A 24,282-nucleotide genomic window follows, 5' to 3' on the forward strand; every position below is an offset into this window, starting at 1 on the left:
ACCTGTCAAGTACACTGCTTTGCGATCAGCGCTGCACAGCGCTGGATGCCGGAAACTGGCCAAAGAGTGTCGAACCGAGGTGGGTGCATTGTTAGTGGCAGTGTTGGTGTGCATGGCGGCGTTGTTGCTGGACCATCTGGTCGGCGAGCCGCGCCGTGGTCATCCGGTGGTCATCTTCGGCCACTGTGCCACCTGGCTTGAGCGTCGTCTGAACAGCACGCCAGGTTCTGGTGGCTTTCCCAAAGGCTGCCTGGCCACGTTGATCCTAGTACTGCCGCTGGTCTCACTGGCGGCCCTGATCGTGTGGCTTCTGCCTGCGCCCTGGTCTTGGTTACTGGAGGCGGTGGGGCTCTGGCTGGTTTTGTCGTTAAGAGGACTGGCGGAGCATGGCCTGACTGTGGCCGAGGCTCTTGAGCAGCAGGACCTTGCAACGGCAAGGGAACAGGTCGGGCGCATTGTGAGCCGCCAGACCGATCAGCTCGACGAAACCGGGGTTGCCACAGCCGCCACCGAATCCATGCTGGAAAACGGCGCTGACGCCGTCTTTGCCAGTCTGTTCTGGTACTTGGTGGCAGGGCTGCCGGGCATAGTGCTGCATCGGGCAGTCAACACCCTGGATGCCATGTGGGGCTATCGTAATGGGCGTTTCCTCTATTTCGGCCGCTGTGCGGCCAGGCTGGACGACGTTCTGAACTGGCTTCCGGCCCGCCTTACCGCCCTGGGCTATGCCATCGTCGGCCACTTCCGGCCGGCGATCGAATGCTGGCGTCGGCAGGCGCCGGACTGGGACAGTCCCAATGGCGGACCGGTCATGGCGGCCGGTGCCGGTGCCCTGGGGGTCAGCCTTGGCGGTGCCACCCGTTACGACACTGGCCTCAAGCAGAGACCGGTTCTGGGGGCCGGGCCCGCAGCCAGCGCAGCCACAGTTCACGGCTCGATTCGACTGGTGCGCCGAAGTGTTGCGCTCTGGCTTCTGGTGATGGTACTGGGAGCCCTGGCCTGGGAGTTGGTCTTATGGTGATGCCAGAGCACGGTGGCAGATTGAATGCGGCATCTAAACGCTGGGGCCGACCTGCCGGGCAATGGCTCGACCTGTCCACAGGCATCAACCCACGGGGCTGGCCGGTTCCCGACATCCCGGCAGAGATATGGCGCCGACTGCCAGAAGCACAGGATGGCCTTGAGAAGATCGTACTGACCTGGGTCCAGGCCGGGCCTGGTGCTGTCTGCGTGCCGGTGGCCGGTAGCCAGGCGGCTATCCAGACCCTGCCGTTTCTCAGGTCCCGCTGCCGGGTGGGTATACCGGAGCCCGGTTACCGCGAGCATGGTCATGGTTGGGCCCGGGCGGGCCACCATGTGGTGCCCGTGTCCCTGGAAGCGGTGAGCCAGGGACCTGGCTGGCTGGATACCCTGGACGTTCTGGTGTGGATCCACCCCAATAACCCCACCGGTCTGGCCCTGGAGCCCCAAATGCTCATGGACTGGCATCGCCGATTAAGCGCCCGCGGTGGCTGGCTGGTGGTGGATGAGGCCTTTATTGACGAGATGCCCGGCAGGAGCCTGGCCGGATACGCAGGAGACCGGTCACCTGGGCTGATCATCATGCGCTCCCTGGGCAAGTTCTTCGGCCTGGCGGGCGTTCGGGCCGGGGCCGTGCTCACGGACTCGAACATTGCCGATGCGCTGGAGGAAGCGCTGGGCCCCTGGCCCATGAGTGCGCCCGCCCGGTACGTGATGGCCCGGGCCCTGCAGGACCTGCCCTGGCAGGCCTCAATGCGGTCAGAACTTGAGTCGGCGCGGCACCGACTCATTTTCCTGCTCACGGCCCATGATCTTGCCCCTGCGGGCGGAACCTCCCTGTTTCAGTACATTCCCCATCAACAGGCCCGCCAGTTGGCCGACAACTTTGCGCGTCTGGGCATTTTGCTGCGCTGCTTTGACCGGCCGCCTGCCCTGCGTATCGGTTTGCCGGGTAGCGAGGATCAGTGGCGCAGGCTGGCGCAGGCGCTGGCTCAGGTGAAATCCAATTGACCGGCTGGCAGCCGATTGGTAGCCTTGCGCGGCTTTTCCAGGTGTTTTCGTACATGCGTACGAGAGTGAAACGGGAAGTCGGTGACAATCCGACGCTGCCCCCGCAACGGTAAATGAGTAAAAGACGGTTGAATGCGCCACTGTGCCGCCAGGCATGGGAAGGCAACCGTCCCGGGTCATAACACCTCAGCTGATGTGTTCGTGACCCCCTCACAAGCCCGGAGACCGGCCTGAAAAACACCAAACGTTGCGGTGGGCGACTTGTGGTGGGTGGTTTCCGGTTCCCTGCCTGTATTGGTATCCCGTTCGCCCGCCCCAGTCCGTTTCCCGCTGCTGCTACCTGAACCTGATCGTACGGGTGCGTACGATGTGCAGAGCGAACCTGGTTATGTGCTTTTCGAAGTTCTCCCGAACCCCCCTGTTTTACGGTGTTTCTTCCTTGTTATTGCCATGGGTTTCCGGCCAGGCCATTGCCCAGCCTGTGTCAGGGCAGGAACCCAGCCAGCTTGATCCTATTGTGGTTACCGCGACTATCGGCCCGCGCACGGCGGGCGAAAGCCTGTCGTCAGTGACCGTTATCGATGAACAAGACCTCAGACAGCAGAACCCCTCCAGTATGGCGGACGTCCTTCGGGGCCAGCCCGGCATCGATGTCATCACCAACGGTTCCTTCGGCAAGAGCACCAGCGTCTTTACCCGCGGTACCGGCACGGAATCCACCGTGCTGCTGGTAGATGGCGTGCGTTTGCGATCAGCCACCAGCGGCGGCGCTTCCTGGCAGTATTTTCCCATGGACCTGGTTGAGGGGGTGGAGATCGTCCGCGGCCCTCACAGCGCGCTGTACGGTGCCGATGCCGTAGGGGGGGTCATACAGGCCTTTACCCTTGACCCCAAAGCCGGTCGCAAAGGCTGGGTGGAAGCCGGTGCCGGCAATTTCGACAGCCAGAAGGTCAGCGCCGGTGCTTCCGCAAGCACCGATTCGACCCGCTTCAGTATCAGCGGCCTGCATCGCGAAACCGACGGCACCGCCATTATCGAAGATGGTGAGGACAAAGGCTTCCGCAACACCGCAGGGGTGGGGCGTCTGGTCCACGAGCTGCCCAATGGTGGCGAAGCCAGCGTTGTGGTCATGCAATCCGAGGGTAATACTGAATATACCGGTGGCGACATCGACTTCATGATCCGAACGGTAGGGGTTGCTGTGGAAACGCCATTGAGCGACTACTGGCGAAGCGGCGTGCAGCTTTCCGAGGCGCGGGACGAACTGAGCAACTTCTCAGGCGGCAGCGAATCCGTGTTTAACACCCGCACCCGAACCGCCCGCTGGGAAAACACGTTCACGGCAGGGGTGCACGAACTGGCCCTCGGCGCCGAGTTGCAGTCGGATGAGGTGAGTTCCACCACCAGTTTTGACGAAGACAGCCGCAATAACGCCGCCCTGTTCAGCCAGCTGCGCCTGAACTTTGGCCCGAGTGACGTGCAATTCGCCCTGCGGGGTGATGACAACGAGGCTTTTGGTCAGGAAGAGACTGGTTCGGTCGCCCTGGGTCACAACTTTGACCGCAATCACCGGGTCCGCCTGAGCTATGGAACCTCGTTCCGCGCCCCCACATTCAATGACTTGTACTATCCTTTGGAAACGTACGACTTCCCTACTTTTAAGGGCTCCTTTGCAGGCAACCCCGACCTGAAGCCGGAAGAGGGGAAATCTGTGGAGCTAGGCGTCCGGGGTCACTATAACCGCTGGTACTGGGATGTAGCGGTTTACCAAATGGACATAGACAACCTGATCAGCACAGAAGACACCAGTCCGGATGATCCGAGCAATGACCTCCGTCCGGTCAACGTCGCCGAAGCCCGCATTCGCGGTATCGAACTGGCTTCCGGATATGAAGCCGGCGGCTGGAACCTGGCAACTGCCGTCACCTTCACGGACCCCAGGGATCGGGAGACCGACAACCGTCTGCGCCGGCGAAGCCATCAGTCCGCACGGGTCGACCTGGACCGTCAACTGGGCAACTGGTCGGTTGGGGGCTCGGTGGTTGGCAAGGGCTATCGCTACGATGACGAAGATAATGACGAGCGTCTGTCCGGTTTCGTGACCCTGGATCTCAGGGCCGGCTGGGAGTTCGCGGAGGACTGGACCGCCAGGCTGTCGGTTGAGAACGTAACCGACAAGAAGTATTCGACGGCCCAGGCTTCAGCCACTACCGACTACATCGCGGCTGGCACCACCGGCTTGTTGTCGGTGCGGTATGATTTCCGCTAGTCATCGAAGCAGCCAGGCCTTGCGTGGGCTGCCGGTCAGCTTTCGCTGGCTTCTGGCGCCGCTGCTGGTTGCGCTGACCCTGGCATTGGTTTCATCGCCAGCCACTGCCGCCACGGTGGTAGGCGTGGTTTCGGAACGATCAGCGGCAGAACTGGCAGCCGGAGCCCACCGATTTCTGGACGTCTATCCAGAGCACAGGGTAGAGCTGCGAACCCCGGACCAGTTGGCTAGGTTCAGCGACGAGCAGGTCCAGGCCCTGTTTCAGGAGGCCGATGCGATTCTGCTGGCTGCGGTGTTCGGGGATCAGGTCGGGCGTCTGGCCAGTATCGTTGAGCGCGTCAGCGCCGAAGGGCCAACGCCGGTGCTGGCGATCAACAGCGATTGGCGAATCTCCCGCCTGTCCCGACTGGACGGCCGTTACCCACTCGAAGCACTGGACGCTGACTCCTTTAAGGCCCTGGTAACGGGTCCGGGGCCAGGCGCTGACGCCACCGACCATCTTGCCGATCGTCAGGCCAGCCACCCCCGGCAGGCCCTCTGGCTGGAGGGCCGGGCCTTCTACCAGGGCCGCACCCCGGAACACATTGATGGCCTGATGCGGTGGCTGCTGGCCCGGGCCGGCCATGATATCGATTACGACTCACCGGAACCCCGGGCCAGCATCCGTTACTACCGCGGTGGCGAAGCCAGTGCTGAGCCGTCTTCGCTGGCACTCAAGCCCGGCCCGGTTGTGGCAATAATGGATCTGGACAGTGGCGACCGGCCCGGCGACCGGGCGTTGCTGGATGCGATTTGCGACGCCATGGAAGCCAGGGGCAGCCAGTGTTTCGCAGTGCTTTCCCGCTGGGGTGGCGCCAGCCTTGAGGCGGTGCGCAAGTTGCCCGATGTGACCGGGCCTGCCCGCCTCAGTGCCGTGCTGAGTCTGCAGGACTTCATGGTGGGCGGCGGCGAGGGCCGTCGTGAGGTCAGCCGGCTGTTCGCCGACATGGGCCTGCCGGTACTCAAGGGCATACGCCTGGTCGACAGGACCGAGAGCCAGTGGCGGTATTCGGTGGATGGCCTGCCCCGGGAGTCAATTCACTACCAGCTGGCCATGCCGGAGCTGCAGGGCGTCAGTCAGCCCATGGTGCTGGCCGTGGCAGAACCTGCCACCCTTGATGAACGCACCGGCGTCAGTCTTACCCTTACCCGTCCTGTGACGGGCAGAGTGACGGCCATGGCGGATCGGCTGAGCCGCTGGCAACAGTTACAGGAGCGGGACAACGCCGACAAGGAAATTGCCCTGGTGTATTACAACCACCCTCCCGGGCGCCAGAATATCGGTGCCGACAACCTGGACGTACCCGCCTCCCTGCTGGAAATGCTGACCTGGCTCAGGCAGGAAGGTTATAAGGTAGGCCCCTTGCCGGACAGTCCCGAAGCACTCCTTGATCTGATTCAGGCCCGGGGCGTGAACCTGCCGGAAGTTCCGGAAGCCCTCCGGGACATGAAGCATCAGGTGCCCTTTCTGAGCCTTAGTCAGTATGAAGACTACTTCGCTACCCTGGGAAAGGTGATTCAATCCGAGCTGCGCGACGGCCCGCTAGGGTACCTCCATGCCCGTCTGGAGCAGGCCCGCTCGGACCGGGAGCATGAGGCCGCCCGCCGGATCCTGGAGCGTGGTGTCAAAGACCTGCGACACCTTGTTGAGCACCTTGATCACCCAGCCCGGGACCGGGCCCTGGAATTGTTGGATCAGTATCACGCTGGCTGGCTGCAGCATATCGGTGGCGAGGGCACGGAGGCTGGGCTGGAAGAACTCCGTGCTGAGCTGCTGGCCACAGGAATCCCGGGCCTCAACGGCTGGGGTGATGCCCCGGGCAAGTCCATGGTGGTGGACGACCGGATGCTGTTCCCGGGCCTGCAGTTCGGCAATGTGTTCGTCGGTCCCCAGCCGCCCCGTGGCTGGGAGATCGATGAAGAGCTACTGCACGCCAACACCACCTTTCCCCCGACCCATCAGTACCTGGGCTTCTATCACTGGCTGAGAGATCACTTTGAAGCAGATGCCCTGGTGTATGTAGGGCGCCACTCCACCCGGGAGTTTCTGCCCCGGCGGCGTGCTGGCCTGGCGTCAGACGACTACCCTGACCTGCTGGGGGGCGACCTGCCCCTGATCTATCCCTATATTGTCGACGGCGTTGGCGAAGGCATCCAGGCCAAGCGCCGGGCCCTGGGGGTCATGATCAGTCACCTGACGCCACCGCTGGCGGTGACTGAACTGTATGACCAGTTGCTGGAATTGCGCCAGCTGGTGGAGACCTATGAAGCCTCCCTGGACCCGGATGGCCCCACCCGCCAGCGGGCCGTGGAAATGCTGCGCCAGAGGATTGACGAGCTGGAGCTGCGAGGAGATTTCGAGCGGGAGATTGCCAGCGACCTAGGTATCGCGCGGGACACGGTGACTCTGGATGAGGTATCCGGTGAACTTCTGGTCCACGAGGCCGGCCATTACGTCACCACCATGCAAGAGCGCTTCATGCCCCTGGGCCTTCATGTGTTCGGCCAGGACTGGAGCGACGAGGCAGTAGACACCATGCTTGAATCCATGGCCGGCAAGGGCCAACTGCCAGACCCCACCTGGCGCCGACTGCTGGCGGACTCTCCGGCTTCGGAGCGCAGCCATTTCATGGCGGCCCTGAGTGGCCGGTTCGTGCCACCGGGGCAGGGCAACGACCCGGTAAGAACGCCGGCGGTGCTGCCCACGGGGCGGAACTTCCATGCCATTTCAGGGGATCTGATTCCCACCCGGGTGGCCTGGTCCCTGGGTCATGAGCTGGCCACTGAGGCCAGGGCAAGGGACGGTGCATCGGCGAAGGAAGCTTCAGCAGACGGCAGCGAGGCCCTGGTACTCTGGGCTTCGGATACCGTTCGCGACGAAGGCGTGATGATCGCGTTCGGGCTGGACATGCTGGGGGTCAGGCCGACCTGGAGTTCCCGGGGCATCGTGAACGGGCTGGAACGCCTCGAGCTGGGGCCTCATAGTGATTACCAGCAGCGCCGGGACGTCCTGTTTACCACCTCGGGTCTGTTCCGTGACCTGTATGAAGACCAGCTGGCGCTTCTGGACCAGGCCGCGAGGGTGGCACTGGACGGCGCCAGCAAAACCATTATGTCACAGCATCCGGAACTGGAAGCTGCCCTGGAGGCGGCGCTTGCGCCCCTGCCTGAAAGCATGCAGGCGCCCGGCGACGAAGATCTGGAGGTAAACCGGCTGGCAGGCCAGTGGGTGGAAGATGCCCTGGCCATGGTGGCCGCCGGCCTCTCCCATGCCGACGCTGGCAAACAGGCAGCCCTCAGGGTGTTTGGCACGGCCCCTGGCGCCTACGGTGCCGGCATAAACCGACTGGCTACCAGAACCGGTGCCTGGGATGACCGGGCCCAGCTGGGCGAGGCATACCAGCGCCGGATGGGCCATGCCTATGGCAAGCAGGCCAGTGGCGAACCTGCCCATAGTGCGTTTAACGACCGCCTGAAGCAGGTAAGCCGGACCTACCTGGGTCGGGCCAGTCACCTCTATGGCCTGCTGGATAACGACGACGGCTTCGACTTCCAGGGCGGTCTTTCCACTGCGGTGGAGCATGTCAAAGGCCAGGCGCCGGATAACCGTGTGCTTCAGCATGCGGATCCGGCCAGCCCCCGGGTCGAGTCCCTGGAGCGCGCCCTGCTGGGTGAGCTTCGTGCCCGCAGTCTCAATCCCCAGTGGCTGAAACCGTTGATGCAACACGGCTACGCCGGTGCCCGCACCATGAGCAGCGATTTTCTCGACAATCTTTGGGGCTGGCAGGTGACCAGCCCCGAGGTAGTCCGCTCCTGGGTCTGGGATGAAGTGAACCAGATCTATTTTCAGGATCGCCATGGGATCGGGCTGGATGAGTTCCTGGCCACAGGCCAGAATGTGCATGTCAAAACCCACATGCAATCGATTGTGCTGCTGGCGGCCAAGCGGGGCTACTGGCAGGCAGATCCATTCACGGTGCAGGCTCTGGCCCGGGATTTCGCCCGGGAAGTGGTGGACCATGGCCTGCCGGGCAGCGGCCATACCCGACCGGGGCATCCGCTGATGGACTGGCTGGAAGACCAGCTTGAGCCGGAGCTTAAGGAGGCCTTCCAGGCGCTCCAGAAGGACGGCGGGCCTGCCCAGGCGGCGCCCATGCCGGCCGGTTCCTGTGCCCGGGGAGAATTGTGCTGATGCCTAATCTGCTGGTTTGTTTGCTGAGTCTCATCGTTGTGTGGCCCCTCGCGCTGGGGGCAGCAGCAGTGCATGCCACCGTCTGTGCCATAGACGACAAGGATCGCGAGGTATGCCTGGACGAGCCGGCCCGGCGTATTGCCGCGCTTTCGCCAGGGGCGACCGAGCTGGTCTACGCCGCTGGAGCCGGTGACCAGGTGGTGGCGGTGGTGTCCTACAGCGACTACCCCCCAGAAGCAAGACAGGTAACCTCAGTGGGCAGTCATACCCGTATGGATCTGGAGCGTTTGCTGTCACTCGAACCGGACCTGGTGATCGGCTGGGTCACGGGTAATCCACCGGAGCAGATCGCTACCTTGGAGGAGCTGGGCCTGCCGGTGTTCTTTATCGAGCCCCGGGATTTCGAGGGCGTATCGTCCGCCATCGAACGGCTGGCGGCTCTGGCAGGTACCGGCACCGAAGGCGGCCGGGTTGCTGAAGACTTCCGCCGGGGCATGGCAGAGTTGGCCGAACGTTATGCTGGCGCCGAACCGGTGCCGGTGTTTTACCAGGTCTGGGAAGAGCCTCTGATGACGGTGAACCGTGAGCACCTGATCGGCAAGGTGGTGAGCCTGTGCGGCGGTCGGAATGTTTTCGGCGACCTGCCCCGTCTGGTTCCGAGGATCAGCCGTGAAGCGGTCCTGGCCGCTGACCCCGAAGCGATTATTGCCGGCGGCATGGGCGAGGAAAATCGGGAATGGCTCACTGCCTGGCAAGACTTTCCCGGTCTCAGGGCGGTGCAGCGGGACAACCTGTTTTTCGTGCCGCCGTCGCTGATCCAGCGCCCCACCCCGCGACTGCTCGAGGGCAGCCGGATCTTCTGCAACAAACTGGAGCAGGCCCGTGAACGGCGATAGACACCAGACACCCAATCAGAATCAGGGGGAGACTTTCAGTGGCAGGGCTGCCGCAGCCCTGATCACAGCGCCCGGCTCTGGCCAGGGCAAATCCATGGTCACTGCGGCGCTTGCCCGCCTGCATCGAAACCAGGGGCGGCAGGTCCGGGTCTTCAAGCATGGGCCGGATTACCTGGACCCCATGGTGCTTGAGCTTGCCTCCGGCCATCCGGTCTATCAGCTCCACCCCTGGATGACCGGCGAGGAGGAATGCCGCTGGCGTCTGGCCGAGGCTGCAGAACAGGCGGATCTGATCCTGGTGGAAGCTTCCATGGGGCTGTTCGATGGCAGCCCTTCCAGCGCCGACCTGGCGGTACTGGCAGGCATCCCGGTACTGCCGGTGATCGATGCCCGGGGGATGGCGCAGACCTTCGGTGCCGTAGTGCTGGGGCTGGCCAGTTATCGGTCGGATGTAAAGATTCACGAGGTGATCGCCAACCGTATCGGCAGCCCCCGCCATGGGGAAATGCTGGCCGGCGCACTGCCTGACGGCGTCGCCCTGCTCGGGGCAATCCCACGTCATGAGGCTATGGCCATACCGGACCGGCACCTGGGTCTTATGCAGGCATCGGAACTGCCCGGCCTTGATGCCCAGCTTGATGCCGCCGCAGAAGTGCTGCTGGCAGCCGGACTGGGTCGTTTGCCTGCCAGGGTAGAGCTTACGGCGCCCAGGCCAGAGACTCCGCCCCGACTGCTGGAAGGGGTCCGTATCGCCATCGCCCGGGATGCGGCCTTTGCCTTTCTCTATCCTGCCAACCTGGACCTGCTAAGGGCCATGGGGGCCGAGCTTCAGTATTTTTCGCCCCTGGCGGACAGCCACTTGCCTGACACCGATGCCCTGTGGCTGCCCGGTGGCTATCCTGAGCTGCACGGAGCCACTCTCGCGGCCAACACTACGCTGCTGGCGGGTATCCGTGCGCACTATGAGGCAGGCAAGGCCATTGTGGCCGAGTGTGGCGGACTCATGGCCTGCGTCGAGACGCTGGTTGATGGGGAAGGGGTCAGTCATGTCATGGCTGGCCTGATACCGGGCACCGCGGCAATGGCTGGCAAACTCAAGGCCCTTGGGATGCAGAGCCTGACCACCAGCCTGGGCGAGATGCGGGGCCATACCTACCATCACTCAGAACTGGATACACAGGCCGCACCGGTAGCGTTTACCCGGCGGCTGGCGGGTTCCGAAGCCGAACCGGTTTTCCAGAGCAAGGGCCTGACGGCCAGCTATTTCCACGGCTACTTTCCCTCTGCACTGGCAGTGGTAGCTGCTATGTTTAAGGGCCTGCCGCTGCACACCCCGGAAGGACCGTAGCTGCCTCCGCACTTGAACTGACCGAACTGAACTGAACTGAACAGGACCCGTGACCATGAGAGAAAATGCCAAAGAGCCTGAACGCCACGCCCGCCGTATGGCAGCAAAACAGCGAATCATGCAGGAGCGTATCGCCCGGGCCCAGAAGGAGCAGGGAGTCCTGCTGGTCCTCACCGGGCCGGGTAAAGGCAAGAGCAGCTCAGGGTTCGGCATGGTGGCTCGGTCTCTTGGCCACGGCATGAAAGTGGGCATTGTGCAGTTCATCAAAGGCGCCTTCAGTACCGGTGAGGATGCGTTTTTCCGGGACCTGCCCAATGTGGACTATCACGTGATGGGCCAGGGCTATACCTGGGACACCCAGGACCGGGATCAGGATGTGGCCGCCGCTCAGGCAGCCTGGGTGGTGGCCCGCAAGATGCTCAGTGACGACAGCTACCAGATGGTGCTGCTGGATGAGCTCAACATTGCCCTGCGCTACGAGTACCTCAACCTGGACCAGGTGCTGGACGACCTGCAGGCCCGGCCGGAGATGCAGCATGTGGTGGTTACCGGTCGCTACGCACCCCGGGAACTCATCGAACTGGCCGATACGGTGACCGAGATGCAGGTGGTCAAACACGGCTTCAAGGACCAGGGCATCAAGGCCCAGAAAGGCGTTGAGCTTTAACTGTTAATTGCGCGGAAAGCGTCGCTATGACCACATTGATGATCCAGGGCACCACCTCCGACGCCGGCAAGACCACGGTGGTGGCAGCCCTGTGCCGCTGGCTGGCGCGGCAGGGCGTGTCGGTGGCGCCCTTCAAACCTCAGAATATGGCGCTTAACAGTGCGGTAACCATCGACGGCGGCGAAATCGGCCGGTCCACGGCATTACAGGCGCTGGCCTGCGGCATCGAGCCCCACAGCGACATGAATCCGGTTCTGCTCAAACCCCAGAGCGACCGCGGCGCCCAGGTCATTCTTCGGGGCCGGGTCCACGGCAATATGGATGCCCTGGACTATCACCGCTACAAGGCCGAAGCCATGAATTCGGTCATGGCGGCCTGGCACGACCTGCAGCAGCGCTACGACGTGATCATCGCCGAAGGCGCTGGCAGCCCGGCTGAGATCAACCTGAGAGCCAACGATATTGCCAACATGGGGTTCGCCGAAGCCGCCGACTGCCCGGTGCTGCTGGTGGGTGACATTGACCGCGGCGGCGTCTTCGCCCAGCTGGTCGGCACCCTGGCCCTGCTCAGCGAATCGGAACAGGCCCGCACCCGGGGCTTTATCATCAACCGCTTCCGGGGCGATATGGCCCTCCTGGAACCGGGGCTGGACTGGCTGACAGACCGTACCGGCAAGCCTGTGGCCGGTGTCCTGCCTTACCTTCCCGGCCTCATTATTGATGCAGAAGACAGCGTCGGCACCTCGGGCACCAGCGAGGCGGGGGCTATTACCATTGTCGTACCAGTGCTGCCACGGATCAGCAACCACAACGACTTTGATCCCCTGCGCCTCCACCCCGGGGTCAACCTGCTGTTTATTGGCTCTGACCGTGCTATCCCCCCCGCGGATGTCATACTCCTGCCGGGCAGCAAAAGCACAAGAAACGACCTGGAATGGCTGCGGCGGCAGGGCTGGGACACAGCCATCCGCCGGCATCTCAGGTACGGCGGTAAGCTTTACGGCCTGTGCGGTGGTTTCCAGATGTTGGGTGTGGCCGTTCATGATCCAGATGGGCTTGAAGGCCCGCCGGGCAGTACCGAGGGTCTGGGCCTGCTGGCCATGGAGACCCGCATGGTAGCGGGCAAACAGTTACGGAATGTGACCGGCCGGCTGACCCTGGGCCAGGGCGAGGCATCCCTGACAGGCTATGAAATACACAATGGCGTTACCACGGGTCCAGCTCTGGACCGGCCCCTGTGCCAGCTTGAAAACGGACCGGACGGCGCCATCAGCGAGGATGGCCAGGTCATGGGTAGTTACGTACATGGCATTTTCGACAGTGCTGACGCCTGCCAGGCATTGCTTGCTGCCCTAGCGTCAGAGGGCGCGCCCGGTCAGGCCGCGGTTGACTACCAGCAACACCGCTTCGCCCAGCTGGACCGCCTGGCTGACAGCATCGCGGATAATCTCGACCTGCCATGGCTGCAAGGTCTTCTCAAGATTTCATTATGAGCAGGCACCGACGGGCGACACGCTATTATCCTCGCTTGAGGACCCCTCACTGATCCTCGAGGTTGACCTGGGGCAGCCAGGAACATAGCTTAAACAGGGTACATACGCGGCCATGGAACAGGGCCGGACAGCAAGCGCGAACCAGAGCGCAGGGAGGCAAAATGGTAGAAATGGTAAAACCTCTGGCTGAGTGGTGTGCGGCCATCATCGAAACCCTTGGCATCGCCATCATTGCCGCGGTTGCAGTCTACGCCCTGGCTCTGGCGGCCTACCGCGCCGCAAAGGCAGCCGAAAGTTCCGCCATACTTCCGGAAGTCCGCCAGCGTCTGGGCCGCGGCATCCTGCTCGGGCTGGAGTTTCTGGTGGCAGCAGACATCATCCATACCGTTGCTGTCGAGCTCACCTTTGAGACGGTCGGGGTACTGGCCATCATCGTACTGATTCGTACTTTCCTCAGCTTCACCCTGGAAGTGGAACTGACCGGTAAATGGCCCTGGCAGCACGACCGTAAGCCCGAGAGCTGACCACAAACCCTAGGTCATACGTAGCTACTCGCTGGGCCCATAGCTTTGTTCATGTGCGATCAAATTACGTGCCCCTGCGCATGAGGCGAGAATCCCGAGGATGCCCGGGCATTGCACCTGTTAGGCGTCCGTTATGGCCAGGGTTTCTATTTTGCCGAGCCCCCCTTCCTCTGGAAGTCCGTCAGCGGGCCTAGTAATCACTCCATAGTCTTTACTGCCCGCAGGATTTTCCGAATCCCGGAAAAAATTACCCTGTAAATGGTGCGATCTCCACATTTTTTTGCGCCCTCCTGCCTTTCTTGCCAGCTGCACAGGGCTTGAAAGGCCAAACTGAAGCTATGGCATGATTGCTGCTTGACTAGGACGGTAGATATCCGCTGGAAGCAACCTACCGGATCGAATTCACTTTCGAAACGGCAAATGAAAGGGAGGACACCTATGCAAACACCTGACTCGACTGGCAACCCTAATGCAGCGTCATCCGGAACCCCTAACAGCGACGGGAGTACAACCCGTGAAAGCCTGAAACAGGAAGGCCGTCAATTGGGTGAGGAAGCCGCGAACACCGTACGCGCCCAGGCACTGTCTGAGGCAGAAAAGCGCAAGTACACTGCTTCGCGCACAGTTAGCCACTCCGCTGAAGCACTGGAAAGCGCGGCAGACACCTTCCGGGATCAGGGCGAGCAGACACTTGCCAAGACCACTTCCGCCATGGCTCAGCATCTGTCCGAGTTCGCCGACACTATAGACGGGCGTAACACGGAAGATCTGGCGGCCGAAATCGAGCGCCTTGCCCGCCGTAACCCGGGCCTGTTCGTGCTCGGCGGCATTGGTGCAGGGTTTGTGCTCAGCCGGTTCCTAAAGGCGTCATCCCAGGGCGGTCCAAGCCACAGGTGATTAATACCGATTGGTGCTCAAGATCCCAAACATGGAACAGAGGATAGTGATATGGCTGATGGAGCTCAGAGAGAACAGGCAAGGCCCACCGAAGCCAACGGTGCATCTCAGGAGGTGCCGAAGCGGGAAGAAGGCACTCGGGTCTATGATCTCGTCAAGCACCTGATTGACGACCTGGCAATACTGATCAGAAAGGAGCTGGCACTGGCGGGCTCTGAAGTTTCCCAGGCTGTCAATGACACCAAGAAAGGCATTAGCGGGCTTGTCAGCGGCGCAGTGGTGCTCAATTCCGGTTATCTTTTCCTACTTCTGGCAGCGATGCTCGGACTTGCCCAGGTGGTTGAAGCTTGGCTTGCGGCCCTCATAGTCGGAGGTGCGGCAACCATTCTCGGGTTGATTATGGTTCAGGCGGGCAAAAAGAAGTTGGAGCCCTCCAATTTGAAGCCGGACCGGGCAATGAACGAGATGCAAAAGGACAAGGAATCGATAAAGGGAGCGAGATCATGAGTACAGTAAGAGACCAGATGAAGCAGGACATGGACAAAAAGCCAGAGGAACTTGAGCGTGAGGTAGATAGTGCTCGCGCTGAGGTAGAAAGCACGCTGGATGAACTCATGCATCAGCTGTCTCCGGGACAGTTAGTCAACCAGGCCATGGGCATGTTCCAAGGCGGCGGCGGCGACCATCCGTTCGTGCGGAACCTGGCCAATCAGGTTCAGAATAATCCGATTCCGGCAATCCTGGCGGGTGTCAGCCTTACCTGGCTGATGGTGGCTTCCAACAAACCATCGTCTTCAGGCACTTATTCAGACGCTTCGTCAGGCCAGGGGAGTGAGCGTATGAACCGTGCCAAGGAAAAGCTTTCAACAGCGAAAGAACGTGCCCAATCGTCTACCAGTAATCTGTCCGAGTCCGCCCGTGAGCGTGGTCACCAGGCCGCTGACTCGGCAAACAGCATGATGGATCGGGTAAGTGAGGCCAGTCGCCACACCATGCATAACGCGCGCGCCAAGGCTTCAACAGCCGGGGACATGTTGCGCGAACGGCCGCTGATGGCAGGTGCCCTGGCTGTTGCGGCCGGTGCTCTCATTGGCGCCTTGCTGCCGCGGAGTAATCAGGAAGACAAGTGGATGGGGCGCACAAGCGATGACCGGACAGCCCAGCTCAAGGAGCAGGCATTGCAGAAGAAAGAAGAGCTCAAAGAGCAGGCGCTGCACAAGAAAGACGAGTTGAAAGAGCAGGCCCAGGAGCAAATGCAGCAGCAGCGTTCCGAAGCTGGGACAGACCGCTCCGGCAGCTCTGACTCCGGCCGTAGCTCAACGGCCACGTCTGCTTCAGCCGGTGGCACGACCGGCAGTGGCTCCGCTACCGCCAGTGGCCAGCAGGGCCAGACATCCACTGAAAGCACCAACGCGGGCGCCAGGCCTGCCAGTGCGCCCAAGACCCCGCCAGCGGGAGCCAGTGGGCCTCCGGGTCAGGCACCGACGCAAACCCAGTCAGGCTCGTCCCGGACTGATACCAACCCGGGCTCCAACCACTGACCCGGAGCCAGGCCCATGGGTGAACCTGAAGACCCGCACATGATGCGGGTCTTTTTGCTGGGTTACTTGTTCTCGACTCCCTCGAGTGCCTGGGTATCTCGTCCGAACTGGCCCTTCAAGGCGTTCACGCCGGCCTGGGGATTGGCTTGGTCACGCAGCCCGGCGCGCTTCCGGCGGATTTCCTCCAGTTCCATTTCGAGCATTTTCTGTCTTTGTTCGAGAAGCTCGGGATCTGCCTCGCCGTCGCGGTTAAGGGACCATGCAAGTTTGGGTTCACCCAGAGGAAGGTCGTCCTGAGGACGGGTCGACAGGCCTGAGTTCCAGGTATGCCAGGTCTTGCCATAGGAGTTTATCTTGCCTTCCATCAGTTCCAGTTCAGCGGCGTCAGGGAGGTTTGGAGCAACGAGGGTACCTGAAAGGATTTCGTAATTGTGGGGGTGCCAGAACTGACGCTCTTCCTCCGGTAGTTCATCAAACAGCTTTTCTGAAATTATGTACTCTACCCCTGTGAGGTGGGCGTCTTTATCGCTGCCGCTGAACAGGGCACATTGGGCGAAATCGGCATTCACCTGTCGACAGAAGTGATGAGTGTCCATCTGATGGTTTGGGTCATCCTTCATGGGGTGGATACCCACGAGATGGATATTAAGCGCATCGGCAGGTGCGTCAGCCTGTAAAACCGCAGATCCGGCTTCCAGGCTTTCGGTGACCAGATTCTTTTCGTCACCGGGCAATGCCGATGGGTCCTGGGCATGGATGGCAACGCTGACGAACGTGAGGAAGAAGGCCAAGGGGGCAGGTTTCATCATTTTCTCCTTGTGCAAACCGGATGCGACCGATGTCGGGTCTTGATAGGCTGGCGTCAGTCAAGAGCTCAGGCGCAGCAAACATTCGGCCAATTCTGTGGTTTGCTGGACGGGGCAAGCCTGCCCCGCTGGCTTGAAGGGGCTAGCCTCCGCCGGGAGGACATGGGGTGAGGTAAGATTGTCCGGTTTGTGTAAAAGTTGCTCGTTTGTCCCCATGCGGCGATACCGAATCAGGGAATGATAGGGAGAGATCTTCATGGAGTTTGTGCTTCAGTTGTGTGGCGTTCTGCTCATCGGACTGGTGCTGGCGGATATCTTTCTGGTCGTGCTTTTTCCTGCCAGTGGCAAAGGGCTAATCCAGCGTCCACTCGCGGCGGGGGTCTGGGCAGCCTTCGGGTCGGTGGCGGCGAGACTGGAAGCCCAAAGCAGCCGCAATCTCCTGTCCTATACCGGACCCCTGATCATCGCGCTGAACCTGGCCGTCTGGTTCGCCATTTTGGTGGTGGGCTGGGCCATGATCTTCAAGCCTGTGCTCGGGGCCGCGATCACCGCTTCCTCAGGGCCCACCGACACGTCCTGGACTACCGCGCTCTACTATAGCGGTTTCAACATAACGACCCTGGGAGTCGGGGATGTAACGCCAAGTACGGGACTCTATCGGGTACTTACTGTCCTGCAGGGCGCCATGGGGTTCGGCTTCTTCAGCCTGACGATCAGTTATTTTCTTTCAGTCTACCCGAATCTCAAGGAGCGCAATGCGCTTGCCCTGGGCCTCTATCACCTGGCGGGTCAGAGTTGTGATACAAAGAGGTTGATCACGAGGCTGGCAAAAGCGGACGACCTTTCGGACGTAGTGTCGAGCCTGGGGTCGAAGTTTCCGGACCTGTGTGCGATATACGAAGCCCAGCGCTTTTATCCGGTGCTGCGCTACTTCCATTACCGGGAACCCTATTACGCCCTCCCATACTTTCTCTTCATCCTGCTCGACACGACGAGCCTGCTCCGGACTGTCCTTGACCCTGAGCATCACCGGGAGGTGGTGACCGCGCCGGTTCTGGAAGATATCTGCCAGGTGGCTCTGGGCCTCGGCAACGCAACGCTTGTGAGCACTACCCATTGTGAATTATCGCCAGACGCCTGGGAAAACTGGCAGCAGCACTACCTTGAGGCCCATGGCCAGCTGGCGGACGCAGGCCTGAGTGTAAGGCCCGACCCCAGTGAAGGCGTCAGACAGTACGCCGAAATGCGTGCCCGATGGGCGCCCATGCTCGTGGCCCTGAGCAGGCATATGGCGGGGGCGGATACCCGGGACTCGTAGTCCCCGGGTCAGTATAGATACCGATCAGGTTTCCTGGTCCCGAGAATGGGCTTCCCGGATGGTGTCCCGGGCATCTTTCCATTCCTCGGTGTCGGCTTCCGGATTCTCATGTTCGTCTGAACGGCTGGGGCGATAGCAAAAGGTCACCAGGATGGGAAAATGGTCCGACCCGAACTGCTTCAGCCTGCGCATGGATTTCAGGGTGAAATGTTCACTGCTGAATACGTGGTCCAGGGGCCAGCGCAGGAACCAGTATTTGGCGTGAAAGCTGCTGAACATAGCGCGGCCCCGCCGCGGATCCAGCATGCCACTGACCCGGCAGAACAGTCGTGTGGTGCGAGACCAGGCGACGTCGTTGAGGTCGCCAAAGACAACGGATGGTTCGTCACGCTCATGGATACGCTTGCCTACCAGCAACAGTTCGGCGTCGCGCCAGAGGGATTCCTCGCTTTCGCTGGGCGCCGGCGGCCGGGGGTGCACGGCATAGAGCTTCACCAGGTTGCCGCTTTCCAGGCGTAACCAGGTATGGATGGAGGGAATATCGTCCTGCACCAGCCATTCTACCTCGGTGTCCACCAGCTCAAGTCGCGAGTACAGGTGCATACCATAGAGGTTGTCCATGGGAATTCGCACGGCATGGGGCCAGCGCTCGGAAAGTACCGGGTCCAGCTTGTCCTGCCACCACCGGTCGCTCTCAAGGGTCAGCACCAGGTCCGGCTGCCAATGCTCGATCTGCTCAATAAGGTCGTCGGAGTTGCGATTGGGTGTCAGTACGTTGGCAACCAGTATGGTGAAGCAATACTTTTCATTGCCTTGGTGGGCGGTCTGTACCTGTTTGGGCCAGAGCGGGGTGTAGGGTGCAATCCGCCAGACCTGCCAGATCAGTGTAACCAACGCCATGACGAAGGTCGGGCCCTGCCATGGCGACTCGCTGAAGGGGCACAGGGCGAGCACTGCGGCCGCTGCGATCGCAAGCTGGACCCGGGGGAAGTCACAGGCCCTTATCCACCAGTCGAAAAAGGGAAGTCTTGCCAGCACTGTGGCTGTCAGCAAGACCGCCGCCACTCCGGTCAGCACAACTTCGAACACAGCTACTCTCCCTGTCTGTAGGCCCTGTCTATGGCGTTTTTATGTCATCACTATGGATATGTCTGGGTCACCCCGTATTTATCAGCATAGAAGGTCAGGAAACGGATGGGAACCTGTGGTGTAGCGCTTATTCCCCAACGAGTTAAAGCGTCAGTGTTTATTTCCAATAGGTATAGAAAACCCGGGCTCAACCGGTTCAATTTGCTTGTTACTGTATTATGTTGGAGGGCACCTAAAGATCATGACAAGGAGGAGATATGTCCCACAAGCCATATCGCAGTCACGGGTCCGTAGCCAAGGGCGGTGAACTTCACCAGCAGGCTGGCGCTGACAAAAAGACACTGACCACCCAGCAGGGCGGTCCCATAGCCGATAACCAGAATTCTCTTCGGGCCGGCACCCGCGGCCCCACACTCCTGGAAGACCATATCTTCCGGGAAAAGATTTTTCACTTTGACCATGAGCGGATCCCGGAGCGGGTCGTACACGCAAGAGGCTACGGCGCCCACGGCTTTTTCGAGACCTATGATTCCCTGTCGGACCTGACCCGGGCCGATATTTTCCAGCGCAAGGGCGAGAAGACTCCAGCCTTTGTCCGGTTCTCTACCGTCGCAGGTAACAAGGGCTCGGGCGACCTGGCCCGTGACGTGCGGGGCTTCGCGGTCAAGCTCTATACCAAAACAGGCAACTGGGACATCGTGGGCAATAACATCCCCGTCTTCTTCATCCAGGACGCCATCAAATTCCCCGACCTGATCCATGCCGCCAAGCAGGAGCCCGACCGCGGCTTTCCTCAGGCCCAGACTGCCCACGACAACTTCTGGGACTTCATTTCCCTGACCCCTGAAAGCATGCACATGGTCATGTGGATCATGTCTGACCGGGCAATTCCCCGTTCCTTCCGGTTTATGGAGGGCTTCGGGGTCCACAGCTTCCGGATGATCAACAAGGAGGGTAAGGCCACCTTCGTGAAGTTCCACTGGAAGCCAAAGCAGGGCATGCAGTCCGTGGTTTGGAACGAAGCCCTCAAGCTCAACGGCGCCGACCCGGACTTCCACCGCCGCGATATGTGGGACGCAATCGAGCGCGGCGATTTCCCCGAGTGGGAGCTGGGCATCCAGGCCTTCGACGAAGACTTCGCTGAACAGTTCGAGTTTGACGTACTGGACGCCACCAAGATCATCCCGGAAGAACTGGTGCCGATTCGCCCGGTTGGCCGGCTTGTGCTCAACGGGGTGGTGGACAACTTCTTCGCTGAAACCGAGCAGGTGGCGTTCTGTACCCAGAACATCGTCGACGGCATCGACCACTCGGAAGACCCGCTGCTCCAGGGCCGCAATTTCTCCTACCTTGACACCCAGCTCAAGCGTCTGGGGGGACCGAACTTCACTCATATTCCTGTCAATGCGCCCAAGTGCCCCATGCACCATTTCCAGCAGGACGGCCACATGGCCATGAAAAACCCCACTGGCAGGGTTAACTACGAACCCAACAGCTGGGAAGAAGACGGCCCGAGGGAAAACCCGGAAACCGGCTTCAAGAGCTATCCCCACCCTGTTCAGGGCGTCAAGGAGCGGGTGCGTTCGGAAACCTTCGCTGACCACTACAGCCAGGCCAACCAGTTCTACAAGAGCCAGACCAAAATTGAGCAGGGCCACATAGCAGCAGCGCTGGTCTTTGAGCTTAGCAAAGTGGACCGGGTTGATATCCGCGCGCGGATGGTCTCCCACCTGCTCAATATCGATAAGGAACTGGCCGAGAAAGTTGCCGATGGCCTGGGCCTTGAGGACATGCCGGATGCGGCCGAGCCTGCCATGAAGCCCCGTCATGACCTGGCGGTGTCGGATGCGCTCAGTATCCTCAAGAACGGCCCCGACAGCTTCCGCGGCCGGAAAGTGGGCATCCTGATGACCCAGGGTGGCGACGGTGGCCTGCTGGCCGACCTGAAATCGGTCATTGAGGCTGAAGGTGCCATAGTCGAGGTAATAGCCCCCGCTGCCGGCGGTCTCAAGGACAGCAATGGCAAGCCGGTCGATGTCAGCGAAAAAGTCGACGGCGGGCCTTCCGTACTCTACGACGCGGTTGTCATTCTCACCACCGACGAGGGCGCCGAGTCGCTCAGGAAAATGCCCCCGGCACGGGACTTTGTCAGTGATGCCTTCGCCCACTGCAAGTTCATCGGTTACGTTGACGCCGCCAAGCCGCTTATGGAGAAGGCCGGTATTCTGCAAGACCTGGATGCCGGCTGCATGAAGCTGACGGATCGGGCCAGTGTGGAGTCGTTTATAAAGACCTGTCGGGCCCTGCGTCATTGGGAGCGAGAGTCGGCCTGAAAACCGTACCTGTATGAACGCCCCGCTCCGTCGGGGCGTTTTTTATCCTGCTTTCGAGATCAATTTATCACTGCATTGAGCGGGTGGCTGAAATGACGGCGGCTTAATATTGGTTTATGCTTTCCGTTGATGTTCCTGTCCAGGCTGACCCATGAAGTTTCCGTTTTTAGTCCTTTTTCTGATTCTGTCTGGTGGCACAGCCACGGCCGGTACCATTTCACTGGCAGCGGAAGATGACTTTTTTCCCTATTCCGCAGAAGTTGACGGCGAACTGGTCGGATTTGTGCCCGACGTGGCCCTGGCGGCCTTCGACGCGGTAGGGGTTGATGTTGAGTTCAGGGTCGGGCCCTACTCCCGGGCCCTCATGCTGGTGAAAAGCGGTCAGATCGCTGGTGGCTTTACCGGCGCCATTGACGACTCCAATGAAGCCCAGTTTTACTGGCATGAAACACCTTTAAGCTCGGTGCGCCTCGCTATCTGGGGCCGGGCTGGTGCCGGATACAAGGACCTGACCGCGGAGGATATGGAAGGCAGGAAGGTCGCCATCACCCGGGGTTTTTTCTACACCGATGCCATCGATGCAAACGAAAAAGTGGAGAAGGTCGTAGCGCCCTCAGACAAGAGCACACTCAAGATGCTGGCCCTGGGTCGAGCAGAGTTTGCTCTTGTGACCGAAAAGATTGGTCAGGCGATTACGGAGTCCTCCAACGATCCTTTGCTCAAGGATTCGCTGAAGATTGTCGGTGTTATTGAGGAGGTGCCTCTGTACGCGTTCTTCTCCAGGACCCACCCGGACGGCGAAAAAGCAGCGCAGCTTTTCCAGCAGGGCCTTGAGCGGATCATAGCCAGCGGCGAATACGACCGCATACTGAAAGCGTGGCTGCCCTGACAGAACCAGGGTGAAGGTCCGGTCCTGCTATTGATAATGATTGCCTTTCAAATTGCCGGCCGAATCGGCTACCCTTGCTGCTTTCATTTGATGAAGCAGCCTTATGCCCGAGCCAACCGTTTCCCAAGAGATTGCATCTGATCAGGCAACCGCTGAGCCCGAGAGGGCCACCAGCAGTTTTGCAGCCCTCGCCCGCCTCCTGCGCTATGCCCGGGGCTATCGGCGCCAGATCCTGGCTGCCAGTGCCTGTTCCATCATCAATAAACTGTTTGATATCGCTCCTGAAATCCTCATCGGGGTGGCGATTGATGTGGTGGTAAACCAGGAAGAGAGTTTTGTGGCAGGCCTGGGGTTCGAGTCAGCCCAGGAGCAGATCATGATTCTTGGGGGGCTGACGTTCTTTATCTGGGCTGGCGAGTCGCTGTTCGAATACCTGTTCCAGATTCTATGGCGCAACCTGGCCCAGCGCCTGCAGTCGGATCTGCGTCAGGACGCCTACGAGCACGCCCAGAAACTGGACATGAGCTTTTTTGAAGCGCGCAGCTCCGGCCAGCTGGTGGCGACCATGAATGACGACGTCAACCAGCTTGAGCGCTTTCTCGATGGCGGCGCCAACGCCATGATCCAGGTGGTTGTAACAGTAGTTGCAGTGGGCGCGGTCTTTTTCTTCCTGTCGCCGCTGATTGCCTTGCTGGCGTTTACCCCCATCCCCCTGATCATCTGGGGAGCTTTCTACTTCCAGCGCAAGGCCGGCCCGCTTTACGCCGATGTCCGGGAAAAAGTGGGCGATCTGTCCAGCCGCCTGGCCAATAACCTGGGGGGCATAGCGACCATCAAGAGTTTTACCGCCGAGGACCGGGAGGCGGAGCGCCTGAAAGCGAGCAGCGAAGCCTATGTTGAAGCCAACCGACGGGCAATCCGTATCAGCTCCGCCTTCATACCGGTCATCCGTATGGCGATTCTGGCGGGTTTTCTGGCCACCTTTACCGTCGGCGGCATGATGGCGATCGAAGGCAGCCTCAATGTCGGTGCCTACGGTGTGCTGGTGTTTCTCACCCAGCGTTTACTCTGGCCCCTGACCGGACTGGCGGAAGTCATCGACCTGTTTGAGCGCGCTATGGCCAGCACCCGGCGTATCCTGGATCTGCTGGCCGAGCCGGTCCATGTCCGTAATGACACCGATCAGCCACTTGCCTCGCCGGTACGGGGCGAGGTTTCATTCAACAACGTCAGCTTTCATTACCCGTCAAGCGGCGCCGGGGTCAGGGGCATATCCCTTCAGGTCCCGGCGGGGCATACCCTGGCTCTGGTGGGCTCGACCGGCTCTGGCAAGTCCACGCTCATCAAGCTGTTGCTGCGCTTCTATGATCCCACAGCCGGCGAAATCCGCATCGATGACCAGCCTATACGGTCGGTAAGCCTGAAATCCCTGCGCGAGGCCATTGGCCTGGTGAGTCAGGACGTTTATCTGTTCGAGGGCAGTATCAGGGAAAACCTGGCTTACGGTATGCCCGGGGCCAGTGACGCGCAGATCATTGAGGCGGCACGAACGGCCGAGGCCTGGTCTTTCATTGAGGCTCTCCCCCAGGGGCTGGACACCGGCGTCGGCGAACGGGGCGTACGCCTGTCCGGCGGCCAGCGACAGCGCTTGTCTCTTGCTCGCGCACTGCTCAAGGATCCACCCATCCTGGTGCTCGACGAGGCCACCAGCGCCGTCGACAACGAGACCGAAGCGGCCATCCAGCGCTCTTTGAAGCGTATCGGCCACAACCGCACGGTCATCATGATCGCCCATCGGCTCTCCACCATTGTGGATGCCGATACCATTGCCGTCGTCGCTGACGGGACGGTGGTTGAAAGCGGCAACCACCAGGCATTGCTACAACGGGACGGAGCCTACGCAGCCCAGTGGCGGGTCCAGACCGGGCAGGCCTGACCGTCAGCCGACTG

General features: G+C 60.9%; 18 protein-coding genes and 1 riboswitch. Of the genes, 16 read left to right on the forward strand and 2 right to left on the reverse strand.

The genetic code is table 11. The features are described from left to right. Positions 1–79: 79 nt before the first annotated feature. The 12 genes from cbiB (at position 80) to G7W63_RS18325 (ending at position 15,897) form a co-directional block, all read left to right on the forward strand. Positions 80–1,021 carry an adenosylcobinamide-phosphate synthase CbiB gene (gene cbiB, locus G7W63_RS18270; protein WP_166261817.1) on the forward strand — a complete coding sequence of 314 codons (942 nt, stop codon included), beginning with the start codon at positions 80–82 and terminating at the stop codon, positions 1,019–1,021. Continuing rightward, positions 1,015–2,031 carry a threonine-phosphate decarboxylase CobD gene (gene cobD, locus G7W63_RS18275; RefSeq protein WP_341273694.1) on the forward strand — a complete coding sequence of 339 codons (1,017 nt, stop codon included), beginning with the start codon at positions 1,015–1,017 and terminating at the stop codon, positions 2,029–2,031. The genes cbiB and cobD overlap by 7 nt, the downstream gene beginning before the upstream one ends. A gap of 22 nt (positions 2,032–2,053) precedes the next feature. Next, positions 2,054–2,279, forward strand: a riboswitch (cobalamin riboswitch). 119 nt (positions 2,280–2,398) lie between these two features. Next, on the forward strand, positions 2,399–4,300 hold the full coding sequence (locus G7W63_RS18280) for a TonB-dependent receptor domain-containing protein (protein WP_242634488.1): 1,902 nt from the start codon (positions 2,399–2,401) through the stop codon (positions 4,298–4,300). Further along, a complete protein-coding gene (locus G7W63_RS18285) occupies positions 4,287–8,531 on the forward strand; it encodes a cobaltochelatase subunit CobN (protein ID WP_166261819.1) in 4,245 nt (1,414 codons plus the stop codon). Before G7W63_RS18280 ends, G7W63_RS18285 begins: the two co-directional genes overlap by 14 nt. Then, entirely contained in the window at positions 8,531–9,427 is an 897-nt protein-coding gene (locus G7W63_RS18290; protein ID WP_207308994.1) for a cobalamin-binding protein, read from the forward strand. The genes G7W63_RS18285 and G7W63_RS18290 overlap by 1 nt, the downstream gene beginning before the upstream one ends. After that, positions 9,414–10,775, forward strand: a complete 1,362-nt coding sequence (locus G7W63_RS18295) for a cobyrinic acid a,c-diamide synthase CobB (protein WP_341273695.1) — start codon at positions 9,414–9,416, stop codon at positions 10,773–10,775. The genes G7W63_RS18290 and G7W63_RS18295 overlap by 14 nt, the downstream gene beginning before the upstream one ends. A gap of 55 nt (positions 10,776–10,830) precedes the next feature. Beyond that, positions 10,831–11,442 (forward strand): cob(I)yrinic acid a,c-diamide adenosyltransferase, encoded by a 612-nt coding sequence (gene cobO, locus G7W63_RS18300; protein WP_166261821.1) that lies wholly within the window; start codon positions 10,831–10,833, stop codon positions 11,440–11,442. Positions 11,443–11,468: 26 nt separating this feature from the next. Continuing rightward, entirely contained in the window at positions 11,469–12,935 is a 1,467-nt protein-coding gene (locus G7W63_RS18305; protein ID WP_166261823.1) for a cobyric acid synthase, read from the forward strand. Positions 12,936–13,096: 161 nt separating this feature from the next. After that, positions 13,097–13,459, forward strand: coding sequence for a DUF1622 domain-containing protein (locus G7W63_RS18310; RefSeq protein WP_166261825.1), 363 nt, complete (start codon positions 13,097–13,099; stop codon positions 13,457–13,459). 438 nt (positions 13,460–13,897) lie between these two features. Next, positions 13,898–14,356, forward strand: coding sequence for a hypothetical protein (locus G7W63_RS18315; RefSeq protein ID WP_166261827.1), 459 nt, complete (start codon positions 13,898–13,900; stop codon positions 14,354–14,356). 51 nt (positions 14,357–14,407) lie between these two features. Next, entirely contained in the window at positions 14,408–14,863 is a 456-nt protein-coding gene (locus G7W63_RS18320) for a phage holin family protein (protein WP_166261831.1), read from the forward strand. Further along, complete coding sequence (locus G7W63_RS18325; protein ID WP_166261833.1) at positions 14,860–15,897, forward strand: DUF3618 domain-containing protein; 1,038 nt, start codon at positions 14,860–14,862, stop codon at positions 15,895–15,897. The genes G7W63_RS18320 and G7W63_RS18325 overlap by 4 nt, the downstream gene beginning before the upstream one ends. 62 nt (positions 15,898–15,959) lie before the next feature. Here G7W63_RS18325 and G7W63_RS18330 read toward each other — a convergent pair whose 3' ends face one another. After that, positions 15,960–16,703: an OBAP family protein gene (locus G7W63_RS18330; protein ID WP_207308995.1), complete on the reverse strand. Its 744-nt coding sequence runs from the start codon at positions 16,701–16,703 to the stop codon at positions 15,960–15,962. Positions 16,704–16,959: 256 nt separating this feature from the next. Here G7W63_RS18330 and G7W63_RS18335 point away from each other — a divergent pair, with 256 nt between their 5' ends. Next, positions 16,960–18,021, forward strand: coding sequence for a potassium channel family protein (locus G7W63_RS18335; protein WP_166261837.1), 1,062 nt, complete (start codon positions 16,960–16,962; stop codon positions 18,019–18,021). Between the two features lie 24 nt (positions 18,022–18,045). Here G7W63_RS18335 and G7W63_RS18340 read toward each other — a convergent pair whose 3' ends face one another. Then, the gene (locus tag G7W63_RS18340; protein WP_166261839.1) at positions 18,046–19,110 is read right to left on the reverse strand and encodes an endonuclease/exonuclease/phosphatase family protein; all 1,065 of its coding nucleotides are present in this window, start codon (positions 19,108–19,110) and stop codon (positions 18,046–18,048) included. Positions 19,111–19,367: 257 nt separating this feature from the next. Between G7W63_RS18340 and G7W63_RS18345 the strand changes: the two genes are divergently transcribed. The 3 genes from G7W63_RS18345 (at position 19,368) to G7W63_RS18355 (ending at position 24,268) form a co-directional block, all read left to right on the forward strand. After that, complete coding sequence (locus tag G7W63_RS18345) at positions 19,368–21,443, forward strand: catalase (RefSeq protein ID WP_166261841.1); 2,076 nt, start codon at positions 19,368–19,370, stop codon at positions 21,441–21,443. 151 nt (positions 21,444–21,594) lie between these two features. After that, positions 21,595–22,332, forward strand: a complete 738-nt coding sequence (locus G7W63_RS18350) for a substrate-binding periplasmic protein (protein WP_166261843.1) — start codon at positions 21,595–21,597, stop codon at positions 22,330–22,332. A gap of 103 nt (positions 22,333–22,435) precedes the next feature. Continuing rightward, a complete protein-coding gene (locus tag G7W63_RS18355) occupies positions 22,436–24,268 on the forward strand; it encodes an ABC transporter ATP-binding protein (RefSeq protein ID WP_242634489.1) in 1,833 nt (610 codons plus the stop codon). Positions 24,269–24,282: the final 14 nt, after the last annotated feature.

The sequence above is a fragment of the Marinobacter salicampi genome (assembly GCF_011074795.1).
In the GTDB taxonomy this organism is placed as follows: domain Bacteria; phylum Pseudomonadota; class Gammaproteobacteria; order Pseudomonadales; family Oleiphilaceae; genus Marinobacter; species Marinobacter salicampi.